This window comes from Roseovarius sp. THAF27 (assembly GCF_009363655.1).
Taxonomy (GTDB): domain Bacteria; phylum Pseudomonadota; class Alphaproteobacteria; order Rhodobacterales; family Rhodobacteraceae; genus Roseovarius.
Window position 1 is genome coordinate 3,009,387 of sequence record NZ_CP045393.1, and the last position, 20,328, is coordinate 3,029,714.

The window sequence follows — 20,328 nt, forward strand, 5'->3', positions numbered from 1 at the left end:
AAGGCTCCTATGGATGGAACGGTAGCGTATCGACCAAATAGGAAGCCAATGGATGGAACGCAACCGTTCCGACGATAAATCTCCGCGCAAGCCATCCGGAGCGGCGGTCCCGCGCGCGGAACTGACTGAAGCCCTCTATCGCGCCTTTTTCGAGGAATGGGCCGAGCGCGGCTTCTCCGCGCTCAGTCTCGAACGGGTCGCGGCCCGCGCCGGTGCGGGCAAGGCGGCGATCTATCGTCGCTTTTCTTCGCGTCTGGCCTTCGCCGAGGCTGCGCTCACCGCCCTCGGTCTGGGTATCGCCCTGCCGAAGCCGGCGGGCCCGACGCTCGAGGCGGACGTGCTTGTTCTCCTGCTGCGGGTGCGAGCCGTGCTGCGGCATCCGCTTGCCCGCCGGATCCTGCCGGACCTTCACGCCGAAGCGGCCCGTTCGTCCGAGATGCGCAGGATCAACGACCGCCTGGCCGAAGCGAGACGCGAGCAGGCGCAAAACCTGTTGGACCGCGCAATCCACCGCGGGGAGCTGCCAGAGGAGATTGACCGCGAACTCGCGCTCGATATGCTCGTCGCGCCGCTCTATTGGCGGATGGTCGTGCGCGGGATAACGCCCACCCGAGCCGACCTGATCATCCAGAGCAAGGCCATCACGGCCGGCCTGAAGATGTCGAGCCGGGACGTCGCCCGCCCATGACCGGTCGCCTTCAACTATCGAAGGGCCCATGGAGGGCTGCAACGAACCACTTGGAGCCGACCGCAGCGGCGCCGCGACCAGCGGGTTGCCGCAAGCGCCTGCCAGCAAATCACCAGGTGGTTCGATCGCGTGGAAACGCACCCGTCTACTTTTACCCCTGCAGGGGGAGTATCGATCCTCCGATAGCCTCAAGCCTTCTCTGGTAGGTTTCCGGGTCGACGAGCTGGAAGGGAAAGTAGAGCCCCACGCCGACCGCTTGGTTTTGCAGACCCGCCAGCCTTTCCATGACCATGGCCACCCCGAGGCCGGTCAGTGGCATCTGGCCCCCGGGATGTACGACCGCCTGGCGCACCTGGAGCGGCTGGCCTGCGAGGTCGGTCCCGGACAGGTCCACGATGATCTCGGTGGAAAGCGGCTCTCCACGCCGGCGGGAGGAGCTCTCGCCAACCGCGAGGCGGAACTCGACATCGCGTGCCCGGGTCTCGTTCGCAAGGACCAGCACGTCGTAGGGAGAGAAGACGTCGGCCGGCATCCGGGTGCCGTCGAGCGCGATCACGCTGGTCTGCGCACCGTCGCCCGTCCGCCAGAGATAGTCGCCGTCTTCTACCGTCAGCGCCGCGGGCATGGTCCGTGTCAGGCGCTCCATGTCCGCATCGGTGGCGGCTCCGCCCACGTCTTCGTCGTCGATGATTGCGCTGATGCGCACGCTGTCGATGGTCGAGAATTCCCGCGCGGCCAGCATGGCGGGCACGGTCGTCGCTCCGACAAGCCATTCGGCGCCGAGAACGACCGCAGACGCGTTCGGCGCATGCATGTAGGCCGCGACCTCGGGGCCGATTTCATGGACGCCCGACGATATGCTCAGATACGGAATGCCACGCGCCTGTGCGAACCGCAGACACGCGATGGCGTCGTCCTTGAAGAAGAGGGCGAGCGCCGAGACCGGCCGGTCTCCGAGGCCCAGGTCGGGGGCCGAGAGGTCGACTGCGACGCCTTCCGCGTTGCGGAGTTCCGCGGCAACCGCACTGGCACGCCCGAGGTCGCGGCCGCCGATCAGAAGCGGCGCCTCGGGATGCGCGTCACGCAGGTATCGCGCGGCCTGGCGGCCGACGATGCCGGAGCCGCCGACGAAGAGAATGGGGTCGTGTGTCATTGCATGTCCTTTCGATGATGGCGCGTCGGAATGTTGATGACGCGGCGCTGTCTGACACGGGACGGCCATTGGCCCCGCGAGATGGAAGACTCAGAGGTCCGAGAGGAAGTCCGTGAGGGCCGTGTTCACCCGCCCGGCGGCCTCGTGATGCACCCAGTGGCCGACATTCTCGAGCCGAACCTGACGCACGAGGTTGGGCTGCGCCTCGCGTAACTCCACAAGGCTCGGCGTTTCCGGATGGAACATCCGGCACAGCCCGTCGGCCGCGCCCCAGATGTAGAGGGCTGGCTGGCGGATGACGGCGTCCTTGTAGGCCGGCATCAGATCGAAGGTCCGGGGCAGCGCGCGGTAATAGTTGAGCCCGCCGCGGAAGCCGGTGCGCCAGAAGGTCTCGATGGTGTGGCGCACATAGGCGGGTGCGGCCCAGTCCGGCACGGCTGTCGGCGCAGGCCGCAGCATGTGAAGGTCGGGGTCGGCCGGATCCCATCTCTTCGCAGGCTCCGGGCTCGCCGACAGCCAGTAGAGAATGCTCGGGATCGACCGCGCCGCGTCGGCAAAGCTGGCCTCCGCGCCCGGCTTCATCAGGTCGAAGGCGTAGTAGGTGTCGCCCAGACCCTGATCGCGCAAAGCCTGCCACTGGTCGATCTCCCCGCGCGGGGCGAAGGGAATGCTGAGGCTGACGACGGCCCGGAACCGATCGGGTCGCATCAGGGCCGCGCGCTGTGCGTGGTCGGCCCCCCAATCGTGGCCGACGATCACCGCTGTGTCGATCGACAGTGCGTCCAGCACGCCGACGAGGTCACCGACGATATGGAGCGAGGTGTAGAGATCGGGGTCGGTCGGCGCGTGGCTTTGACCGTACCCCCGCATATCCAGCGCAATGGCCCTGTAACCCGCCTCGGCAACGGCCTGCATCTGGCTGCGCCAGGTCTCTGCCGTGTCGGGAAAGCCGTGACAGAACACCACGGCCGGACCTTCACCCTGCTCGATCACGTGGAAACGGCCGTCGATGGCGTCGACCATCTTGCGCCGCACGGGCAGATCGGCCTTGCCGGCAGACGCGCTGGTGAAGGACGGCGCAAGCCAGAGGCCGACCCCGATCATGCCTGACGCCCGGAGCAGACGACGCCTTGACCAGGTGCGATCAGAGGGGGCGTCGGCTTTGGATACGGCCTCGCCACGAAGCGAACTGGAGGACATGGTTGTCTCCTTTTGAATGAGGGAAATGTGCCGCGGGCAGCGCGGCGGCGCCTCCGCTGCCCGCGCGTCCGGTCAACCCTCTGGCAGCCGCACGAGCATCTTGCCGGAATTGACGCCCGAGAAGAGGTCGAGGAAGGCGTCCGGGGCGCTGTCGAGCCCCTCGCGGACGGTCTCCTGCCAAGTGATCCTGCCGTCCGCGATCCATCCGGTCATGTCGCGCTGCAGGTCCGGCATCATGCCGAACTCGTCCATGACGATCAGACCCTGCATCAGGATCCGCCTTTCCACGACACCGAAGATGTTGCGTGGGCCTTCGGGGCTCTTGTTGTACTGCGAGATCATCCCGCAGATGGGAAATCGCGCGAAATCCTTGGCGTTTGCGATCGCCGCCTCCAGGTGGTCGCCGCCGACATTGTCGAAGTAGATGTCGATCCCCTCCGGCGCAGCCTCGGCCAGCGCGGCGGTCATGTCGGGCGCGGTCCTGTAGTTGATCACGGCGTCGACACCGGCGACCTCGCGCAGCCAGCGGATCTTGTCCTCCGACCCGGCCGACCCGATCACGCGGCATCCCTTCAGCTTCGCGATCTGCGCGACGAGCGATCCGACCGTGCCGGCGGCGGCCGAGACGAAGACGGTCTCGCCCGCCTTTGGCTCCCCGATCCGCAGAAGTCCGGCATAGGCGGCAAGACCGGGCACGCCCAGCGGGCCGAGATAGGCCTGCGGCGGGATCGTGCGTTCGACCGGGCTGGCGCTGTCGGCATCGATCACGGCACGGTCGCGCCAGCCGGCGAAATGGCTGACCGTGTCGCCGGGCTTGAAGCGGTCATCGGCGCTGTCCTCGACCACGCCGATGGCGGCGCCGTCCATGGGCCGGTTCAGCTCGAACGGCGGTATGTAGGATGGCCGGTCGTTCATCCGGCCGCGCATGTAGGGATCGACCGACAGCCATGTGTTGCGAACCGCGATCTGCCCCGGCTCAGGCGGATCGAGCGGGACGTACTCAAGGCTGAAATTGCCCGCTTCGGGCATGCCGTCCGGACGGCTGACGAGGTGATACTGGCGCGACGTGGCACTCATGGGTTGCTCCTTTCAGGGGTGGCTCCCCGCGGTTTCATGTATTACAATTAGTAACGTACTAAAAGTAAGTTACTATTGGTAATATGTGGGTCGGAACTGCCCTGTCAACCGTGGGAGGAAAACTTGTCGAAGAAGATGCCCAAGGCCGCACGGCGCGCCCAGCTGCTCGAGACCGCGCGGATCATGGTGCGCGAAAACGGGACTGACGCTTTGTCGCTTGGCGCGCTTGCCGACCGCGCCGGGGTCAGCAAGCCGATCACCTACAATCATTTCGAGACCCGCTCCGGCCTGATGATCGAGCTGTACCGGCAGATCAACGAAAAGCAGGTCCGCGCTACCGAGGACGCGCTGGCAGAAGCGCCACCGGAGCTCGACCGGATCGCCCAACTACTGGCTCAGGCCTACATGGACTGTCACGAAGCCGTCGGGCCGGAATTCCATGCCATCGACGGCGCCCTGAAAGGGGATGCCCGGATGGAGGCCTATCAACGCGAGATGGTGGACGGTCATATCGCGCTCTATGCCGACGCGCTCGGGCCCCTGGCTGGAATATCCGAAGCAGAGATCGGGCGCCGCTGCATCGCCATCATCGGCGCGGCGGATGCGCTCTCGGACGCGATGATCCGGGAGCGGATGACCAAGGCGGAGGCCGTGTCGGATCTTGCCTCGCTGATCACGACTTGGCTTCGGCCTTCCGAGTGATAGTTCCTGGAGACAGCTCCCGTATCCGCTTGTAGGCCGCTGCGAAGGCACTCGGCGCTGAATAGCCCACGCGGGTTGCGACCTCGGTCACGCTATGGCCGCGAGCCAGAAGATCTTCGGCCACCTGCATCCGCCAATGCGCGACATAGTCTATGGGCGCGCGGCCGAGCGCGCGCTTGAACGCCTCCGCGAAGGCGCTGCGCGACATGCCTGCGATGCCCGCAAGCTCATGCAGCGTCCAGTTATGGTCCGGTGCGGCATGAATGGCGTCGAGCGCGGCGCCCGGTCTTGGATCGGTCAGGGCGCCGATCCAGTCGCTTCGACGTGCTGGCGCTCCGCTTGCCTCCTCGCCCGACGCATAGGCACGCAGCATCTCGTCGTTCGTAACGAGATCCTGCTGGTACTGGCCTGACCCCGGCGACACGCTTAACGAGACGAGAGCGAAGGAGTGCGTTTCGTGTAAGCCCCAAAGGTCGCGGAGAATTTCTGCCACGGTATCGGGATCAGATGATACAACGGATACCCGATTTAACGCTGCGTCGTGGCATCAAATGCGGTGCATTTGGACAACGAAGTTGCGCGCCATCGCGTTCTTAGCCGAGATCACGACGGCGGCTTTGCTTGGCCCCAAAGAAAAGTGAACAAGGTCTATCCATCCTTGTCACAAATCAATTTGGCTTGGCCGCGATCAATTCCCTGGCTCACTTCTCGGTAGAGAGCCACGGCATTGACCGGCGGTCTATCATATTCTCTAAGCGCAAAGGTTGACGCATGCTCAAAATATCACTCCACACGTATACCAAACTGTCTTGGGCGCAGTTGAGTCTATTCAAGGATTCTGTAGCAACTCTGATGACAGATTGCGTCATATCGGCGGAACCGGCATTAGATCGCATTGTCATGATGCTCAATTCAGATGGCATCGATGCCCTGCTTATTGCCGAGGACGGCGTTGACGTGCTTTACCTGATTGGTCGAAAGAATAATGCCGAAACTTATTACTGCTATATCGGGACTGCTGAGGCAGATGTAGATTCCCATCTTTCCTTCGACGATCCAGATGACGATCATGAGGCACATGAATTAGGTTGTGACCTCTATGAAAAGGGCCTCACCGCAACAGCCGCAGCAGGTGACGCTTACGATTATCATTCACCACGCGTATGAAGTTTCTCAAATATTCTGATTTTCGGAAAATCGGGCCGTAATCCTGGCTTGCTAAAACAGAATGAGGGGCAGTCAACATGGCTTTCCCCTGCCCCGCTTGGGACAGAGGAACCTCTCACGTAGCTTTTCCAACAAAGGTTAAGGAAGTCGAATGGCAGGCAAAATCCACTCAGTTTTGCCACGCACGAACAGCTTTGAGGGCTCCATTCGTTCGCGCAAAGTATGATACACATCCTCCACTCGTTCTACGGCATCTTCAAGGTTCGATGCCGTTATATTGTCGCTTCGCCGTTTCACCACTTCTATGACGGGCATTAGACCAGGAGGATCCCATGCGGCCTCTGCCCAGTCTGGACGGATCAACAAAAGACCCGAAATTTCATATAAGCTATCTCGCAATGAAAAGCGGGGGAGCCTGCCCTTATACGTTATGAGCATTTCTCCTTCTTCTATTACGCGGATTATTGAAGTGTGCGAAAATAGTTTACAAACCATGACTGGGTACTCCGTGATTGACAGCGATTGAGAAACAGATTGGGCGCTTTTGCTGGGATCAAAAGAATTATTATCTTTCAACCGACAGGGATCGAGCCAAACCGTTTTGGTAAGATGACGGCTGTGCCGAAAAGCTGACCCGCGCCGACTGCAAAGCGTGGATAACGATTGACACAAACTTCGCCATGCACCTTATAAGATGCCCTTTAAGTTCGGCTCACGATTGAGGATCTCTTGCCCCTCTTTAGCCAGATCCAGCAACTGATGTCTCGACACAACAGACGACGACAGCTTCGGCACCGCTTTCATCGTCAGAAGCCGGAACTGACGGCGCTCCGCCGTTCCAAAGGGTTCGACCTTACCGTAGTCATCACCCAAGTCCTGAATGACGAAGCTTTTCTTGGCATTCGACAAAGGTTCCTGCGATAGACGTACCAAAACGACTTGTCCGGTCCTATCGTATCTTGCTGCATCATAAAGCGGTGCGCCCGATGGCAGTAAATTGTACAGCTTGGCAAGCTGACGGTCTTGTCGCCGTTGCTGCAATTCCATTTCACGCCAAGCGTCCCATTCTTCGATATCTTCACACAAATTCAGTAACACATTGCCGAAATACCCCCACGCAAGACATTCAAAACCTTGAGCCCAAGGGAACACTGAAATTGCCTTTTCTTTATCTTCATCTGTGAGTTGCGCAAAGGCGGCGTGACGGTTCTCCAGTTCTGGAGACACCGTATGTGCCATAGCGCCAACAAGCCGAGCCATTTCTCGAGACTCATTCGGCGTCAATTTCGGCCGCGCTACACGAGATTGGGGTGGCCTTCTCGTCAGTATCGACACCGAAACTTCGAAATTCGTGTCGACGCCAAGGTAAACATTGGAACTATAAACTTTACTGTTCCAACTCGCGATCCCAACATGCATGCGCATCACTCCGGTTGGTTTCGGCACCAACATTTGGCCCCAAAGTTCGGGCACCTCAGATAGCCCGGCATTTCGACAGATTTCGAACCATGACCGCTGCATTGAATTTGCAGTGAGTTCGAAGAAGTGCCTACAATTCATTTCCTCATCCGTGTTTAAGGATGCGCCTGCGCGCTCAAGTGAAACCTTGGAAACGATGGTCATTTTAGTCCTTTCATTGTGTGACAAGTTGTAGATTGCTTAACGGAGGATACCCGGCGCATCCGTGTTTATCCGGTGCCTGCAAGCTCTTGGACACGTGCCATCGTGTTTACCTGGTATGCGAGAGATCGCTCTTCCTCCTCAAGGCGCTCAAAAAGGCGAAGGTAACGAAGGCCATCCGGTCTGTTGTTGATAGCGGTTGCGAGATATCGCTTAAGATTTTCGATTTCCGCGAGCATTTCTTCCGGCTTTCGGTTAGCTTCTCGCGCTGTTTGTTTTTGGCTACCCGTCTTGGCGACAGGAGCATTTGGTTGAGCCAATGCTTCATCTCCAATTCGGGTTACTAAACCGGCGTGATGATCATAAATCCCGATACAAGCCGTGTGGTGGGAGCGCACTCGCCAACCCGGTTCGTCTAAGTCGAACGAACCGCGTTGGCAGTTGCGCTGGAAGATATTCTTTCGTCACGCAGGAACAGAACGTTATACTGGTAAGAATTTTCACTACTTACCGAAATCTGGAGCCAACGGAGGTCCGCATTCCAGACGCTTGTTGCAAATGCAAAACAAGCGTCTGGAACGGGGACTGACGGACCTGCTCAGAACTCCAGAGAGCAGCAGAAAACACAGATAAGAAAATATGGTGAAGACGTTTTGAGCGATTTCAGGAAAGGTAAGTAGAACCACACAAACTCAGACTTCTCCTGTTGGTGGTTCGCTCATGCGGCCATAAAAGATATCACGCAGTTGTGCATAAGTTGCGTTCTCTCCAACAGCCCAAAAGTGCTTGCAGTAGAGCTGAGCGTAAGCACCGATTGTAACCCTTAGGCTGTGTCGCCGCATTAGCGCTCCAAGGTCGCTATGACGATCGGGAAAGACTAACTGTGGGCTTGCCAGTATCTGACGCAGGTCGGCATGACCTGCCCTCGCTTGGTCAATCAGATCCTTCAAAAATCCAAGTCTCTCCGCATTTTCGAGGCGCTCATATATGAGCGTCAAACGTAAAACTCTGTCAAAAATCACCATATTTACTCGATGCTTGGTTCGACTGTGCACAGAGTTTTCTGGTTGGATCGCGCGCCGTTTTTCCTGACTATCCAGTTTCCTGCATTTTTCTTCGCAGAACCGGCGATCTCGCCGTGTCTTGGGAAATCTTTTCTTGCAACGAGCACACACACCTACTGGCAGATCCAACATTCCCCACCTCAAATTCAACTAATGGCCGATCCGCCAAAACAGTATAACGCAGCAGTTGTTTGCACGAATTTGGGTAATTTTGTGTTGGCGCTTCAAGCACCTAAAAACTCGGCAGGTCGGCCCTCGCGGTTGCTTGTCGGTATTTTTGAGGCATTTTTCGTGGCCAAGTTGAAGCACTAATTGTTTTGAAAAAGTTTCGGCGGGCCAATGTAGTGTATATGCCGTCTGTTGTCGCCATACTTGCTGAGCTTGAAACCGGTAAACTCGTGCCTTACCGGCCATTTGCTGAGATCGCAGCGTTCGACCTTCTGTCAGATATGATCGGTCTGCCACTATTTGCGCTTGAAATGTCGGCGCAAGAGTTCTCCACCCAATTTCCAGCGGGCCACATGCCGGACGCGGCGTCCGCCGCCTTGCATAACGATCCTGTTCGATACAACAGCTGGCGCCGTATCATTTTGGACTGTTATATGCTGGCTGCGCCAGGAGATACTGATCTAAACCCTTGGACGAGCCTTCGCAGAGCAGCAAGACTCTCTGCCGGTGCAACAGCCGCCAGCAAACTCTATAACGTTGCCTGCCGGTTGCCAAATGGCTGCAAGCCAAACTCGATTACGCGGACACTCGCTACAGAGATCAATCTAAACCTCAAGGGCGATCAGCGAATTAGCTTCCGTAGTGGTATTCGCTTGCTCGACAGGTTGCGTTCTTGTGAACTTTGCAACGCGACTGGTCTTCTACCAGATCAAAGTATCGGAAATCTACCGACTGAGTTTGACCACGAACACTTCGCTCCATTGCCCCGTAGCCTCGCTGATGTGGTAAAACTACAGACAAGAACGGTTGCAAACGCCGCGGCGTTCGTCTGGCGCCTTGCGGTGGAGAGCGAGCAATTCGAAATCGGTCAAGATCCGGGACTTCAGGGACTCGTAGACAAATTACCCACGTTGGAAACAACTGATCCAGCGAGTTATGGGATGCGTGGCAACGAAAGTACAAAGAAGAACTACATTAGAATTTTACGCAAACTTTTGGTGGCGAACGGTGCTGTGGTCACACCTTATGTTAAGCGCGAGACTGTTGAGTCTCCTCAGAGTACTGGCGACACAATTCAACGGAAAAAAAGTCCATTGGATCGTGATCGCCAAACTACAGTCTCGAAGAACCGGTCGTGCGGCAAACCCAAAGAAAAAGATGATTGGAAGAAACTTTTGGGCGCTGCAAGACAGCGGGGCCTCAGACAAATCGACGTACGCCCTCTTCGAACGCTCGCGACTTATGCGAAAGCGGAGGGGTTGTCTCCAACGGATATCACTATTGAGTGGATTTCTGGCGCCAGGAGTACTGCCCGCCAGCAGGATCGAACATTCCTTTCCCGCTCCACCAGTGTCATAGAATACATGATGAGCCTGGATGAGACGCGCGCTCTCCTTCCTTCGGATTTCAAGTTAGAACCGCTGAAGGATCGCCGCAGACGATCAGAAAGGCTCCCGAAACCACTCTTATATGAATTGGAGGAGTTCCTGAGTTTTCAAGGATTGAAAGAAAGCTCACGACGGCAAGCTCGTGTTGCGGTTTCCACATTGTTTGAAGTCTCAAAAATCGCGCCCAAACTCCAAGAGGTTCTGTCAGTAAATTTTGAAACAGTTGATTGGCGGGAGCATAGTGATCGTTCCGCTGAGTACGCAAAGCTCATCCGAAGGCTTTCAGCTCTTTATAACCTTCCATGGAATGATAAATGGAGAGCACTACAGCGAGCGATCGTCAAAGCTGAAGTGCCGACAAGGGAGAATCCTGTTGGATTTTTGTTAATGTACGCCGGAGAACTAAACCCGTATGAACTCGACGCTCCCTGGGCACGACGGATAGATCGTCAACTACGCAGCTCGATCGAGAACCCTCCCTACGGTCGAGCCGACCTTGCTTTAACATTTGCCAGAAATATTGAGCGGCTTAACGCTTTGCATCGGGTTAGCAGCTTGCGCGACCTTGGCTTGTTGCCTGAATTTATCGGTACGTTTCGAGATAAGAGATAACTTATGCCTTTCACACGTCATCGCCGTGCAGGTCCGGCTTGAGCTCGCCTTCATGCCCAAGCCGCAAACTGGACCTTCTGCTAACCCGACGACCTCAACGCCATGGAGGATACGCACTGGATTGGAAAAGTGTTACTCGCCCAGGAGAAACGGCGCACTAACGAAAACAAGCGCTTGCGCCTGCCGGGCGGCTACAATCGCTGGTACGATCTCAACCCGTCTTTCGTTGCAGCTTCCTCCAATACAAGGCGGAGGCCGGCGAACCGGTGGGAGCACCCTACCCCGGCGAAGATCCACGCCACGCCCTGAGCTACTGCGACGGTGAACCGGGATGCGCAAGCTGTCCCTACTCGGGATCTTGCCGGGTCGTGCAGAAAGACATCTACGAACACAAATCCCGCCTGACCGGACCGATCGGTGGGAAGACATGACCCACACGTTGTCGTCCACGACCCACGTCGCTCATAGAGCGCCAGCGACAGTCTGCTCCCGACAGACATTGCGGATCGATACAACAACCCATCAAAGCTCGGATACCCGAATTGGGGCTCCGATGGGCGTAGAATGCCTCGGCCCCGCCTCTTCGGGCTTCCTATTGTCTCCGACACCACCAGAGTGCAGCGGCCCCCAGCAGGAAGCTTCCCGCAATCATGATGAGCGCCGCCGTGATCGAAGAGGCCCCGATGAGCGCGCCAAGGATGGCCACGCCGAAGGCGCCACCGGCTTGGCGGGAAGTGTTCAGCACGGCCGAACCGACGCCGGTGCGTCCCGTTGCCACGTTCTCGAGGGTCGCCGATACGATCGCCGGCAAGGTAGCCCCGCCGATACCGATAAGCAGAGATCCCGCAAAGAACGGCAGCGCCTCCAGTCCGCCGATCATGAGGATCGCGGCGCCAACGGCCCCGGCGGTCAGCGTGACCATCGCCGGCCGTTCTGCCCCGAAACGGGCGACGATCCGACCGAGCGCGAAAGCGACGATAGCCGTGGTCGCGGTCATGGGCGCGAATTTCAGGCCGACCTCGATCGGCACCGCACCGTCCGTCTGCAAGGTTATCGAGAGGGCGAAAAGCGCCCCGTAATATGCAAAGTTGTAGAGGAAGGCGCCAAGGATCGCGCCGGTGAAAGCGCGCGACCGAAAGAGCGCAGGCGGCAGCATCGGGTCGCCGTGGTGTCTCTCGGCGATGACGAACCCGCAAGCCGCGAAGGTGCCGACCGCAAGGGCCGCGACGACGAAGCCGGACCCCCATCCAAGCTCACGGCCTTCCGTGGCCGCAAACACCAGTGCCGCGAGCGCGATGATCCCGAGCACCTGACCGACCGGATCAAGCGCGCGGTCTTGGCGCTCGGGATTTCCCACGGAGGCCGCCGCGGCGGCGAAAGCCAGCAGGCCCACCGGCAGGTTCAAAAGAAAGATGGCCCGCCAGCCCAGCGTGCCGGCCAGGAATCCTCCCAGCAGCGGGCCGGCGACCAGGGCAATGGCCGAGATCGCACTCCAGCTCCCGAGCGCGCGGGCACGTGCCCTTGGGTCGGGAAACGCATCGACGAGGAGTGCCATCGAGCTCGGCAGGATTGCCGCCGCCCCGATTCCCTGGATGGCGCGGGCCGCGATCAGGATCTCCGTGCTCGGCGCCAGGCCGCAGAGCGCGGAGGCACCGACGAAAAACATCAGGGCCCAGAGAAACACCGTCCGCGCGCCCATCCGATCCGACAGGGCTCCGGAGGACAATAGGAGCCCGGCGAAGACCAGCGTGTAGGCGCTGGCGATCCACTGGAGTGCCGTCAGGCTCGCTCCGAGATCCTCGGCGATGGTCGGCAGGGCGACATGCAGGGCGGTCGCATCGAGCGTGATCATGAAGGAGCTCGCGCCGAGCGCCGCCACGGCGACGGCGGGCGGCAGGCTGGGTGTCCGTGTCATGGTGAGGTCCGTCATCTTCTGTTCCTACGATTGCAGCTTCTTCTTTCATGATTTGGGGTGAAGTGCTACTTAGGGAGACAGAAACCTGGTATAAGTGGAGCTGATGCTATGAACTTTTCCCAGATCAATGTGCTGGTAGCCATCGCCGATACCGGCAGCCTCACCGGTGCCGCCGAGCGGCTGAGCTTGTCCCAGTCCGGCGTCAGCCAGGCCATGGCCGCGCTGGAGGAAGACCTCGGTGTTCAGCTCTTCACCCGGGGGCGCCGCGGCGCTGTTGCCACAGCGGTGGGAGAGAAAATCGTTCACGAGGCGCGGACGATCCTCGTAGGTCTCGCTGCGATCCGCCGGACTGCGGATACGGCGGCCGGTGTCGAACATGGAAAGCTCCGGCTCGCGGCCTTTCCTTCCGTCTTCTCCACGCTCCTGCCGCCACTCTTACGGCGCTTTCAGGAACTTCATCCCGGCATAGAGGTCGTGGCCCTGGAGGCGAGCGATGCGGAGATCGAGACATGGCTTGCGAACGGAACCGTCGATCTGGGGGTGACCACCGCCGAGAGCTTTGATGCCACGGACTGGCCCCTCGGGCAGGATGACTGGGTCGCGGTGCTACCCTCGAGCCATCCCATTGCTCTCTCGCCCGCGCGGGCCGTATCGCTCACGCGCTTGGCAAAGGAGCCTTTCGTCCTGGCGACCGGGGGCTGCACCATCCATGCCGGGTCTCTCGCCGAACGGCTGGGGGCGCCTTTGGAGCAGGTCCGGATCGAGGTGCGGGACTGGGTCAGCGCCTTTGCTTTGGTCCGCGAGGGCCTGGGCGTGACCGTCGTCCCGGAACCGACGCTTCCGGCCGACCGCCGCGGGCTGCGGGTCATGCCGCTGAAAGAGGGGTTGCACCGGTATTTCGGGCTCCGGTTCAGCGAGGCATCATCGGCAAACCCCGCCGTTCCGGCCTTCCTGAACCTGGCAAGAGATGCCGTTATCGACCGAGGCTCCGAAGCGGCCTAACCTTTCTGTGCGAAGAGATCACGTCCGCGCGCCTCGTCTGAATTTGAACAGAGATTTTTGGGTTGGATGTTTGAGATTGGAGATCGTTTTCTGCGATCTTGAGCGCACCGCTCTCCGGCGTATCACACGAAAGTTGATCTCAGCCAAGAGCATTGCCGACAGGATCAACCCGGCGCCGGCGACGGTGCGGAGAGTTAACGTCTCGCCAAGCAGTATCGCGCCGGACAGCGTTGCGAATACCGGTTCGCAAAGATAGGTTAACGCAACCTTCTCTTCTGGGATGTGACGCTGAGCGGTGCTCTGAACTCCATACATGAAAGCCGTGGCCAAGAGAGCAGCAAAGACGATTCCAATCCAGAAGGTTGTATCCCCTGGCACCCAATTCGCCCTGGTGTCGAAGATCCCCGCAAGGCCGCAGCCCACCCCGCAAAAGCCAAGCGCGATGATCACAGTAGGGAGAGGATCGTACCGGTTGGCAAAATAGCCCACGGTTAGAACATAACCCGCGAAGAACACTGCGCATGACAGTGTCCAGAGATCGCCCACGTTCAATCTCAGGCCGTTTTGCACCACAATGATGTATAGCCCCAGGATGGCCAAGCCGCAGGAAATCCAGACTTGTCTCGGTACAGATCGACGAAACAACACCCACTTGAACAGCGGAATCAAGAGCACGTCGATCCCGGTAATGAATGCCGAGTTGGTGACGCTGGTGTGTTGGAGGCCTATAGTCTGAAACGCGTTGGCAAGTAACAGCGGCAAACCGATCAGCACGCCAGCAACAAGCGCGCGAGGGCTCAGCCGGTGCAAGCGTCGAAAAAAGACAACCGCCAGGACCATCGCGGCCAGTCCGAACTTGTAGGCGAGAAAAACAAAGGGCGAACCATTGCTCACGCCCGCTTTCACAAGCGAGAAAGATACGCCCCAGAATGCCGTTCCGAGAATTAGAAGCAGAAAGTAAACTCGCGCTTTTGTCATAATGACCACCATCAAAGATATGATGGCCAGAGTATGCTGTGCGCAAAAGGACCCGCGTTCACCCCCGATATCTTCTCTGGCGCTGGGGTGGCGCGGACGGATGTCCTTATCCAATGCCTGCGATAGGACGCGCACGACCACCTGTCAAGCGATCGATTTCTGGATCACGTCGGGCCCCACGCGCCCCTTCGCCACCAAAAATCCATGGTCACCAAAACACCCAAGAGGATGTGCGTCGCACCATATGGCTGAAGGACTCGCAAAGCACACCCGGCGACTGGACCACCGTCAGGACCGACTTTCACGCGGCCGTGGTATCAGCCGATGGCAGTCCAGATTAAACACACTCACTCTTGCCCTTCGGTTCCTGAGACAATGTGGTTAAAATGACGGATGATATCGACCCGACATCGCTGAATTGTCGGTGACGATCACGGAAGCTGGTTCAATCAAATCCTTCGTTTCGCACTTCATCGAGAATGCCAGCACGTTCGAAAACAGGACTGCCCGGTCTTGCTTTTAAACATGTAGACACGCTTTTCACTCTGATAAGGCGATTACACCTTCACCCGCTCCGATTTCGGGTCATACAAGGGCCTCATCGACGCCTCCGCCTTCACACGAGCTCCCGCTACGTCGATCTCGTAGGTCGAGGCCAGGACCTGCTCCACACTCTCGCCCGGACAGGGCACATATCCCATCCCGATTGCACCGCCCAGGTGGTGACCATACGCGCCGGAACTGAGATACCCCACGAGCTCGCCATCCCGCAAGATCGGCTCGTTGTGATAGACTATCGGCTCTGGATCGGTCAGCCGGAACTGCACCAACCGCTTGGCCAGTCCCACGTCCTTCTTGCGCAGCACCGCATCACGCCCGATGAAGTCCGGCTTCCTGGTCTTGACGGCAAAGCCGAGGCCCGCCTCCAACACGTGATCCTCGCAGGTGATGTCATGTCCGAAATGCCGAAATCCCTTCTCGATCCGGCAGCTGTCCATCATGTGCATCCCGCACAAGCGCAGCCCGTGCTCCTGCCCGGCCTCGTATAGCGTCTCGAACGCATGCCCAGCCATGTCCGCGCCGATGTAGATCTCCCAGCCAAGCTCGCCTACATAGGTCACACGGTGCACCCGTGCCAGACCCATACCCAGCTCGATCTCCTGCGCGGTCCCGAACGGGTTTGTCTCGTTGGAAAAATCGTTCGGGCTGACCGCCTGCATCAGCTTGCGGGCATCCGGCCCCATCACCGCCAGAACGCCCTCGCCCGCCGTCACGTCGGTGATCACCACGTTGAAATCGCCCCGGTGCCGTTCCATCCATGTCTGATCGGCCAGCCGCGTCGCGGCGGGGGTCACCACAAGATACGCCGTTTCGCTCAGCCGTGTCACCGTCACGTCCGCCTCGATCCCGCCACGGTCATTCAGGAACTGGGTGTAGACGATCTTTCCATTCGGCACCGAATAGTCGCCGCCGCCCACATGGTTCAGAAACGCCTCCGCGTCCGGCCCCTCGACCCGGATCTTGCCGAAACTCGACATGTCGTACATGCCCGCCCCGGTGCGGATCGCGTGATGCTCGGCAGCAGCGTTCTCGAACCAGTTCTGACGCCCCCAGCTATAGCGATATTCGCGCTCCTGGCCGTCCATCGCGAACCAGTTCGCCCGCTCCCAGCCGGCGATCTCTCCCATCACCGCGCCGTGCTCCAGCAGGTGGTGATGAAACGGCGTCCGCCGCACGCCCCGTGCCGTGCGCTTTTGCAGATAGGGGAAGTGATCGGCGTAGAGCAGTCCCAGCGTTTCCTTCGACCGCTCAAAGAGGTAATGCCGGTTCCCCTGAAACGGCTGCATCCGGGCGATATCCACGTCGCCCAGGTCAAACGGCTTCTCGCCGCTGTCCATCCATTGGCTCAGCGCATGCCCCGCCCCACCGGCCGACTGGATGCCAATCGAGTTGAAGCCCGCAGCGACCCATACATTGTCCATCTCGGGCGCAAGGCCCAGATGGTACGCGTCATCCGGCGTGAAACTCTCCGGCCCGTTGAAAAACGTGTGCACGCCCGCCTCGGCCAGCATCGGCATCCGGTTGACCGCCGCCTCCAGGATCGGCTCGAAATGGTCGAAATCCTCGGGCAGCTGGTCGAACTCGAAACTGTCTGTAATGCCCTGCATCCCCCAGGGCTTGGCATTGGGCTCGAACGCCCCCAGCAGGATCTTGCCCGCATCCTCCTTGTAATAGGCGCATTCGTCCGGCACCCGCAGAACCGGCAATTGCCCCAGCCCATCAATGCCTTCCGTGACGATATAGAAATGCTCGCAGGCATGCAGCGGCACGTTCACGCCCGCCATCCGGCCAACCTCGTGGCCCCACATCCCCGCGCAGTTCACGATCATGTCGCAGGCGATATGCCCCGTCTCGCCGCCATCATCGGCGACCCAGTCCACCCCGGTCACCCGGCGGCCCTTTTTGGCGATGCCGGTGACCTTCACCCGCTCCTTCACCAGCGCCCCGTTCTGCCGCGCGCCCTTGGCCAGCGCCAGCGCGATATTCGCCGGGTCGGCCTGAGCATCCGTCGGCAGCCAGACACCCCCGGTGACGCCATCGAGATTGATATGCTCGTATCTCTGCTTGATCTCATCCGGCGACAGTTCCTCGACGGGCACGCCAAAGGCCCGCGCCATGGCCGCCTGCCGGTTCAGCTCCTCGCGGCGCTCGGGCGTCAGCGCGACAGAAATCGATCCGCCCTGCCGCAGGCCCGTGGCCACGCCGGTTTCCTCTTCCAGCCCGCGATAAAGCTCGGACGAATAACGGGCGAGCTTGGTCATATTGTCTGTTGCGCGTAACTGACCGATCAGGCCCGCGGCGTGCCAAGTGGTGCCGCTGGTCAGCTGCTTGCGTTCCAGCAGCACGACGTCTTTCCAGCCCAGCTTCGCCAGGTGGTAGGCCACCGAACAGCCCACCACGCCACCGCCAATGATGACCACTCGGGCTTGTTTGGGAAGATTCGACATTTTCGCCTCCAGTTTTGCGGACGTCGAATTCTCTCATGGCACCGACGGAGAAAATCGGGAAAAAACGTCATAGAATCTCAAGAAACCTACCCGGAGAATGGATTTCTCGTCTGCGTCTGCGCATCCTCACGGGCGTGACGCCATACTGCTCCTTGAACACCGATGCAAAACCGCTTTGAAATCCGCACGCGATGCCGATTTCCAAGACTTTCAAGTCTGTATTGAGCAACAGGTTTTTCGCGGCACTAAGCCGAAGCCGCCGATAATGATTATAAGGCGTTGTGTTCAAGGCCAACCCGAAACGCCGCTCAAGCAAGCGACATGACACGCCAATCCTGGCCGCAATTTCTCCTATGCTGACGGGATCTTCAATTTTCGTCTGCATAAGATGGATGGCTTTATCAACGATTTTGTCACCAGAGCCGCTTGCATTTGTTCCTGAAAATGGTTGTGCGGTCTCCGGATCCCGGACCTTCTCGTGAAGAAAGATGTCCGCGACGCTGGTTCGGATCCCTGGGGTTGCCAGTTGCCCGACCAAGTTGAGCATTATATCGATCGTTGCCCCCATTCCGGCACAGGTCACAACGCCCTGGCCTTCGACTGCCAGCGACAACGTCATCTCATCGACAAACCTTGTTTCCCTGATAACCTGCATGTTCTCCCAGTGGGTCGTATGCAAACCACTATCCCTGTGTTCGCCGATGTATTGCGTCGCGGCTTCGGCGAGGAGATAGACCTCGGTGCCTGCATGTCGGTATCTTGAAACAATCTCGTGCAAAGCTCGACCTCCGTAGTGAGGATCGGCGTTGCCGATGAAGAACGCCAAGTCCGAGCATGGTCTCTTTGGTACCGTGCTCGTTTCGACAGACAAGCCACTTGGCGACGCAACCGATCCACCCACAGCCGAATGGAAAGACCAGGAAAAAAGCGTCTTTGCAGCCACCCGGTTGGCGATGCGTATCGTGTCGGTGATCGCTGCTAATTCCGACAACACGAAACCTTCCTCGACGACAATGTCGATATGCACGATTCCGGCTGACTTGTTTCGAGCTTGATAAAGGGAGGACATCTGTCGTGAATCCTTTTTCAGGTTTGACAATCGGTTGCACCCAAGTCCGACTGCCAAATGGCTGTATGGAGTCGTCGCGATCGAATTTTGGTTACTGGAAGGCTCAAACGTCCAACACAATATCACTCACAGGTACAGAGCAGCACAGCAAGACGCCCTGGTCAGCGTTGCCGGCTCCGCTCACAAGATTCCGCGCGCTGCCTTCTATAACGGAGCATCTACAAGTGCTGCATAGTCCGGCACGACAATGCGCCGGCAAGGCCAGCCCGTTACGTTCCGCGAAATCAAGAAGTGGTCCGTCTTCAGCTGACCATTTGGCGCTGAAGCCAGACTTGCTGAAATGCACCGTGAATGGCCCGGATTCCGGAATAGGCAAGAACTCGGTCGACGCGTTTGGCGAAGCAAAGGTATCGAAGAAAAGTCTGTCGCTCGGCAACCCGGTCTCGGCCGCGACCGTCTCGACAACGCGTTGAAATCCGGTCGGACCGCACATGTGCACATCCGCCTCGAGTCTGATGGCTGCTTGGATCAGGTCGGTCATATCTGGCTTGCCTTCAATGGCTGCAGGCCTGCCCATCGTATCTCGCGTCAGATATAAACGCGTCGTCCAGCTGGGCTGTCTTTCCGCCATGGAAAGGACTTCATCCCAAAGGGCAAGTTGCGCGGCACTTCGTGCTACATGAATCACATGGACAGATCGTTCGTATCCAGACCGCTCCAGGGCCGCAAGTTTGGTGATAGTTGGAGTGAGCCCTATACCAGCACTGATGAGCATCACCGCACGGCTTTCGGGATTCAGCGTGGTGGGCCCGAAAGGTCCAGATATTGTGACCAATTGTCCAACCTTGAGCTTGTGCAGAAAATTCGAGCCTACCCCTGTGTCGCGTTTGACGGTGATACGCAGATGCCCTTCACGTCGTCCTGAAATCGTGTAGCGCCTCCAGTCCCCCTTTTGCGACAACCCGTGTAGAGCAAGGTGTTGCCCCGGCACCAAGTCATCCAGAGAACCAGAACGGACGAGCGGATCCTCCAACCATATCGAGATCACATCCTCCGCTTCCCGTTCAACCGCGCAGACGGTCGCGCTCCTGGGCCACTCCGCAGGTGGCGGCGCCTTTTTCACTTGCGCGGCCGCCGGAAGCCTTTCAGGGAACTTATGTTCAGACAGGCTGACGCCCGTTCCGCGGCGTACTGTGCCCTGTCGTTCGACATTCGCATAGATCCCGCAAAACATGGAGCCGAAATGCTTCATAAGTTGTGCCGGGACGTTGACGTCGCGCGCACCGGAATTCGGATTGACGGATGTGGCACTGCAGCGTCGCATGGGGCGGATGATCGACAACAGGGCATCACCAGTCCAAATCCCTCGGCCAAGCCAAGTAAACTCGGTGAAAGGTTCGGCATTGATGTAGATATTCGCCCTAAACCGAAGCGGGTCGAGGTCTGTGCCAACCAATCCAGACAACACCTTGATTGTTTCGACGTTGACAATGGACAGCATGGCGTCCGGATAATCC

At 58.9% G+C, this 20,328-nt stretch carries 17 protein-coding genes; 6 read left to right on the forward strand and 11 right to left on the reverse strand.

Annotated features, from left to right (window positions below; genetic code table 11):
• The first annotated feature begins 52 nt into the window (after positions 1 to 52).
• Positions 53 to 688, forward strand: a complete 636-nt coding sequence (locus tag FIU89_RS15045) for a TetR-like C-terminal domain-containing protein (RefSeq protein ID WP_152493351.1) — start codon at positions 53 to 55, stop codon at positions 686 to 688.
• Between the two features lie 151 nt (positions 689 to 839).
• Here FIU89_RS15045 and FIU89_RS15050 read toward each other — a convergent pair whose 3' ends face one another.
• The 3 genes from FIU89_RS15050 to FIU89_RS15060 all read right to left on the reverse strand — a co-directional run bounded on the left by FIU89_RS15050 (position 840) and on the right by FIU89_RS15060 (position 4,118).
• Entirely contained in the window at positions 840 to 1,841 is a 1,002-nt protein-coding gene (locus tag FIU89_RS15050; RefSeq protein ID WP_152493352.1) for an NAD(P)-dependent oxidoreductase, read from the reverse strand.
• A gap of 90 nt (positions 1,842 to 1,931) precedes the next feature.
• Positions 1,932 to 2,945, reverse strand: a complete 1,014-nt coding sequence (locus FIU89_RS15055; RefSeq protein ID WP_254701697.1) for an alpha/beta fold hydrolase — start codon at positions 2,943 to 2,945, stop codon at positions 1,932 to 1,934.
• Positions 2,946 to 3,113: 168 nt separating this feature from the next.
• Complete coding sequence (locus FIU89_RS15060; protein ID WP_152493353.1) at positions 3,114 to 4,118, reverse strand: NADP-dependent oxidoreductase; 1,005 nt, start codon at positions 4,116 to 4,118, stop codon at positions 3,114 to 3,116.
• A 123-nt stretch (positions 4,119 to 4,241) separates the two neighbouring features.
• On the opposite strand from FIU89_RS15060, the gene FIU89_RS15065 reads away from it, so the two are divergent.
• Complete coding sequence (locus FIU89_RS15065; RefSeq protein ID WP_152493354.1) at positions 4,242 to 4,820, forward strand: TetR/AcrR family transcriptional regulator; 579 nt, start codon at positions 4,242 to 4,244, stop codon at positions 4,818 to 4,820.
• Here the strand turns inward: FIU89_RS15065 and FIU89_RS15070 are convergent.
• Complete coding sequence (locus FIU89_RS15070; protein ID WP_172978126.1) at positions 4,792 to 5,193, reverse strand: helix-turn-helix transcriptional regulator; 402 nt, start codon at positions 5,191 to 5,193, stop codon at positions 4,792 to 4,794. The genes FIU89_RS15065 and FIU89_RS15070 overlap by 29 nt on opposite strands.
• A 398-nt stretch (positions 5,194 to 5,591) precedes the next feature.
• Between FIU89_RS15070 and FIU89_RS15075 the strand changes: the two genes are divergently transcribed.
• A complete protein-coding gene (locus FIU89_RS15075; protein WP_172978127.1) occupies positions 5,592 to 5,987 on the forward strand; it encodes a hypothetical protein in 396 nt (131 codons plus the stop codon).
• 687 nt (positions 5,988 to 6,674) lie between these two features.
• On the opposite strand, the gene FIU89_RS15080 is transcribed toward FIU89_RS15075, so the two are convergent.
• Positions 6,675 to 7,610 (reverse strand): hypothetical protein, encoded by a 936-nt coding sequence (locus tag FIU89_RS15080; protein WP_152493357.1) that lies wholly within the window; start codon positions 7,608 to 7,610, stop codon positions 6,675 to 6,677.
• A 689-nt stretch (positions 7,611 to 8,299) separates the two neighbouring features.
• Positions 8,300 to 8,632, reverse strand: a complete 333-nt coding sequence (locus tag FIU89_RS15085) for a hypothetical protein (RefSeq protein WP_152493358.1) — start codon at positions 8,630 to 8,632, stop codon at positions 8,300 to 8,302.
• A gap of 9 nt (positions 8,633 to 8,641) precedes the next feature.
• Here FIU89_RS15085 and FIU89_RS15090 point away from each other — a divergent pair, with 9 nt between their 5' ends.
• The gene (locus FIU89_RS15090; RefSeq protein WP_152493359.1) at positions 8,642 to 8,983 is read left to right on the forward strand and encodes a hypothetical protein; all 342 of its coding nucleotides are present in this window, start codon (positions 8,642 to 8,644) and stop codon (positions 8,981 to 8,983) included.
• Between the two features lie 38 nt (positions 8,984 to 9,021).
• Positions 9,022 to 10,839: a hypothetical protein gene (locus tag FIU89_RS15095; RefSeq protein ID WP_152493360.1), complete on the forward strand. Its 1,818-nt coding sequence runs from the start codon at positions 9,022 to 9,024 to the stop codon at positions 10,837 to 10,839.
• A gap of 592 nt (positions 10,840 to 11,431) precedes the next feature.
• On the opposite strand, the gene FIU89_RS15100 is transcribed toward FIU89_RS15095, so the two are convergent.
• Positions 11,432 to 12,769, reverse strand: coding sequence for a DHA2 family efflux MFS transporter permease subunit (locus FIU89_RS15100; RefSeq protein ID WP_152493361.1), 1,338 nt, complete (start codon positions 12,767 to 12,769; stop codon positions 11,432 to 11,434).
• Between the two features lie 93 nt (positions 12,770 to 12,862).
• Between FIU89_RS15100 and FIU89_RS15105 the strand changes: the two genes are divergently transcribed.
• On the forward strand, positions 12,863 to 13,756 hold the full coding sequence (locus FIU89_RS15105; protein WP_152493362.1) for a LysR family transcriptional regulator: 894 nt from the start codon (positions 12,863 to 12,865) through the stop codon (positions 13,754 to 13,756).
• 18 nt (positions 13,757 to 13,774) lie between these two features.
• Here FIU89_RS15105 and FIU89_RS15110 read toward each other — a convergent pair whose 3' ends face one another.
• The 4 genes from FIU89_RS15110 to FIU89_RS15125 all read right to left on the reverse strand — a co-directional run bounded on the left by FIU89_RS15110 (position 13,775) and on the right by FIU89_RS15125 (position 20,312).
• Positions 13,775 to 14,848 carry a DMT family transporter gene (locus FIU89_RS15110; RefSeq protein ID WP_172978128.1) on the reverse strand — a complete coding sequence of 358 codons (1,074 nt, stop codon included), beginning with the start codon at positions 14,846 to 14,848 and terminating at the stop codon, positions 13,775 to 13,777.
• A gap of 443 nt (positions 14,849 to 15,291) precedes the next feature.
• A complete protein-coding gene (locus FIU89_RS15115) occupies positions 15,292 to 17,742 on the reverse strand; it encodes an FAD-dependent oxidoreductase (RefSeq protein WP_152493363.1) in 2,451 nt (816 codons plus the stop codon).
• 67 nt (positions 17,743 to 17,809) lie between these two features.
• A complete protein-coding gene (locus FIU89_RS15120; protein ID WP_152493364.1) occupies positions 17,810 to 18,811 on the reverse strand; it encodes a GlxA family transcriptional regulator in 1,002 nt (333 codons plus the stop codon).
• 103 nt (positions 18,812 to 18,914) lie between these two features.
• Positions 18,915 to 20,312, reverse strand: a complete 1,398-nt coding sequence (locus FIU89_RS15125; protein ID WP_152493365.1) for a 2Fe-2S iron-sulfur cluster-binding protein — start codon at positions 20,310 to 20,312, stop codon at positions 18,915 to 18,917.
• Positions 20,313 to 20,328: the final 16 nt, after the last annotated feature.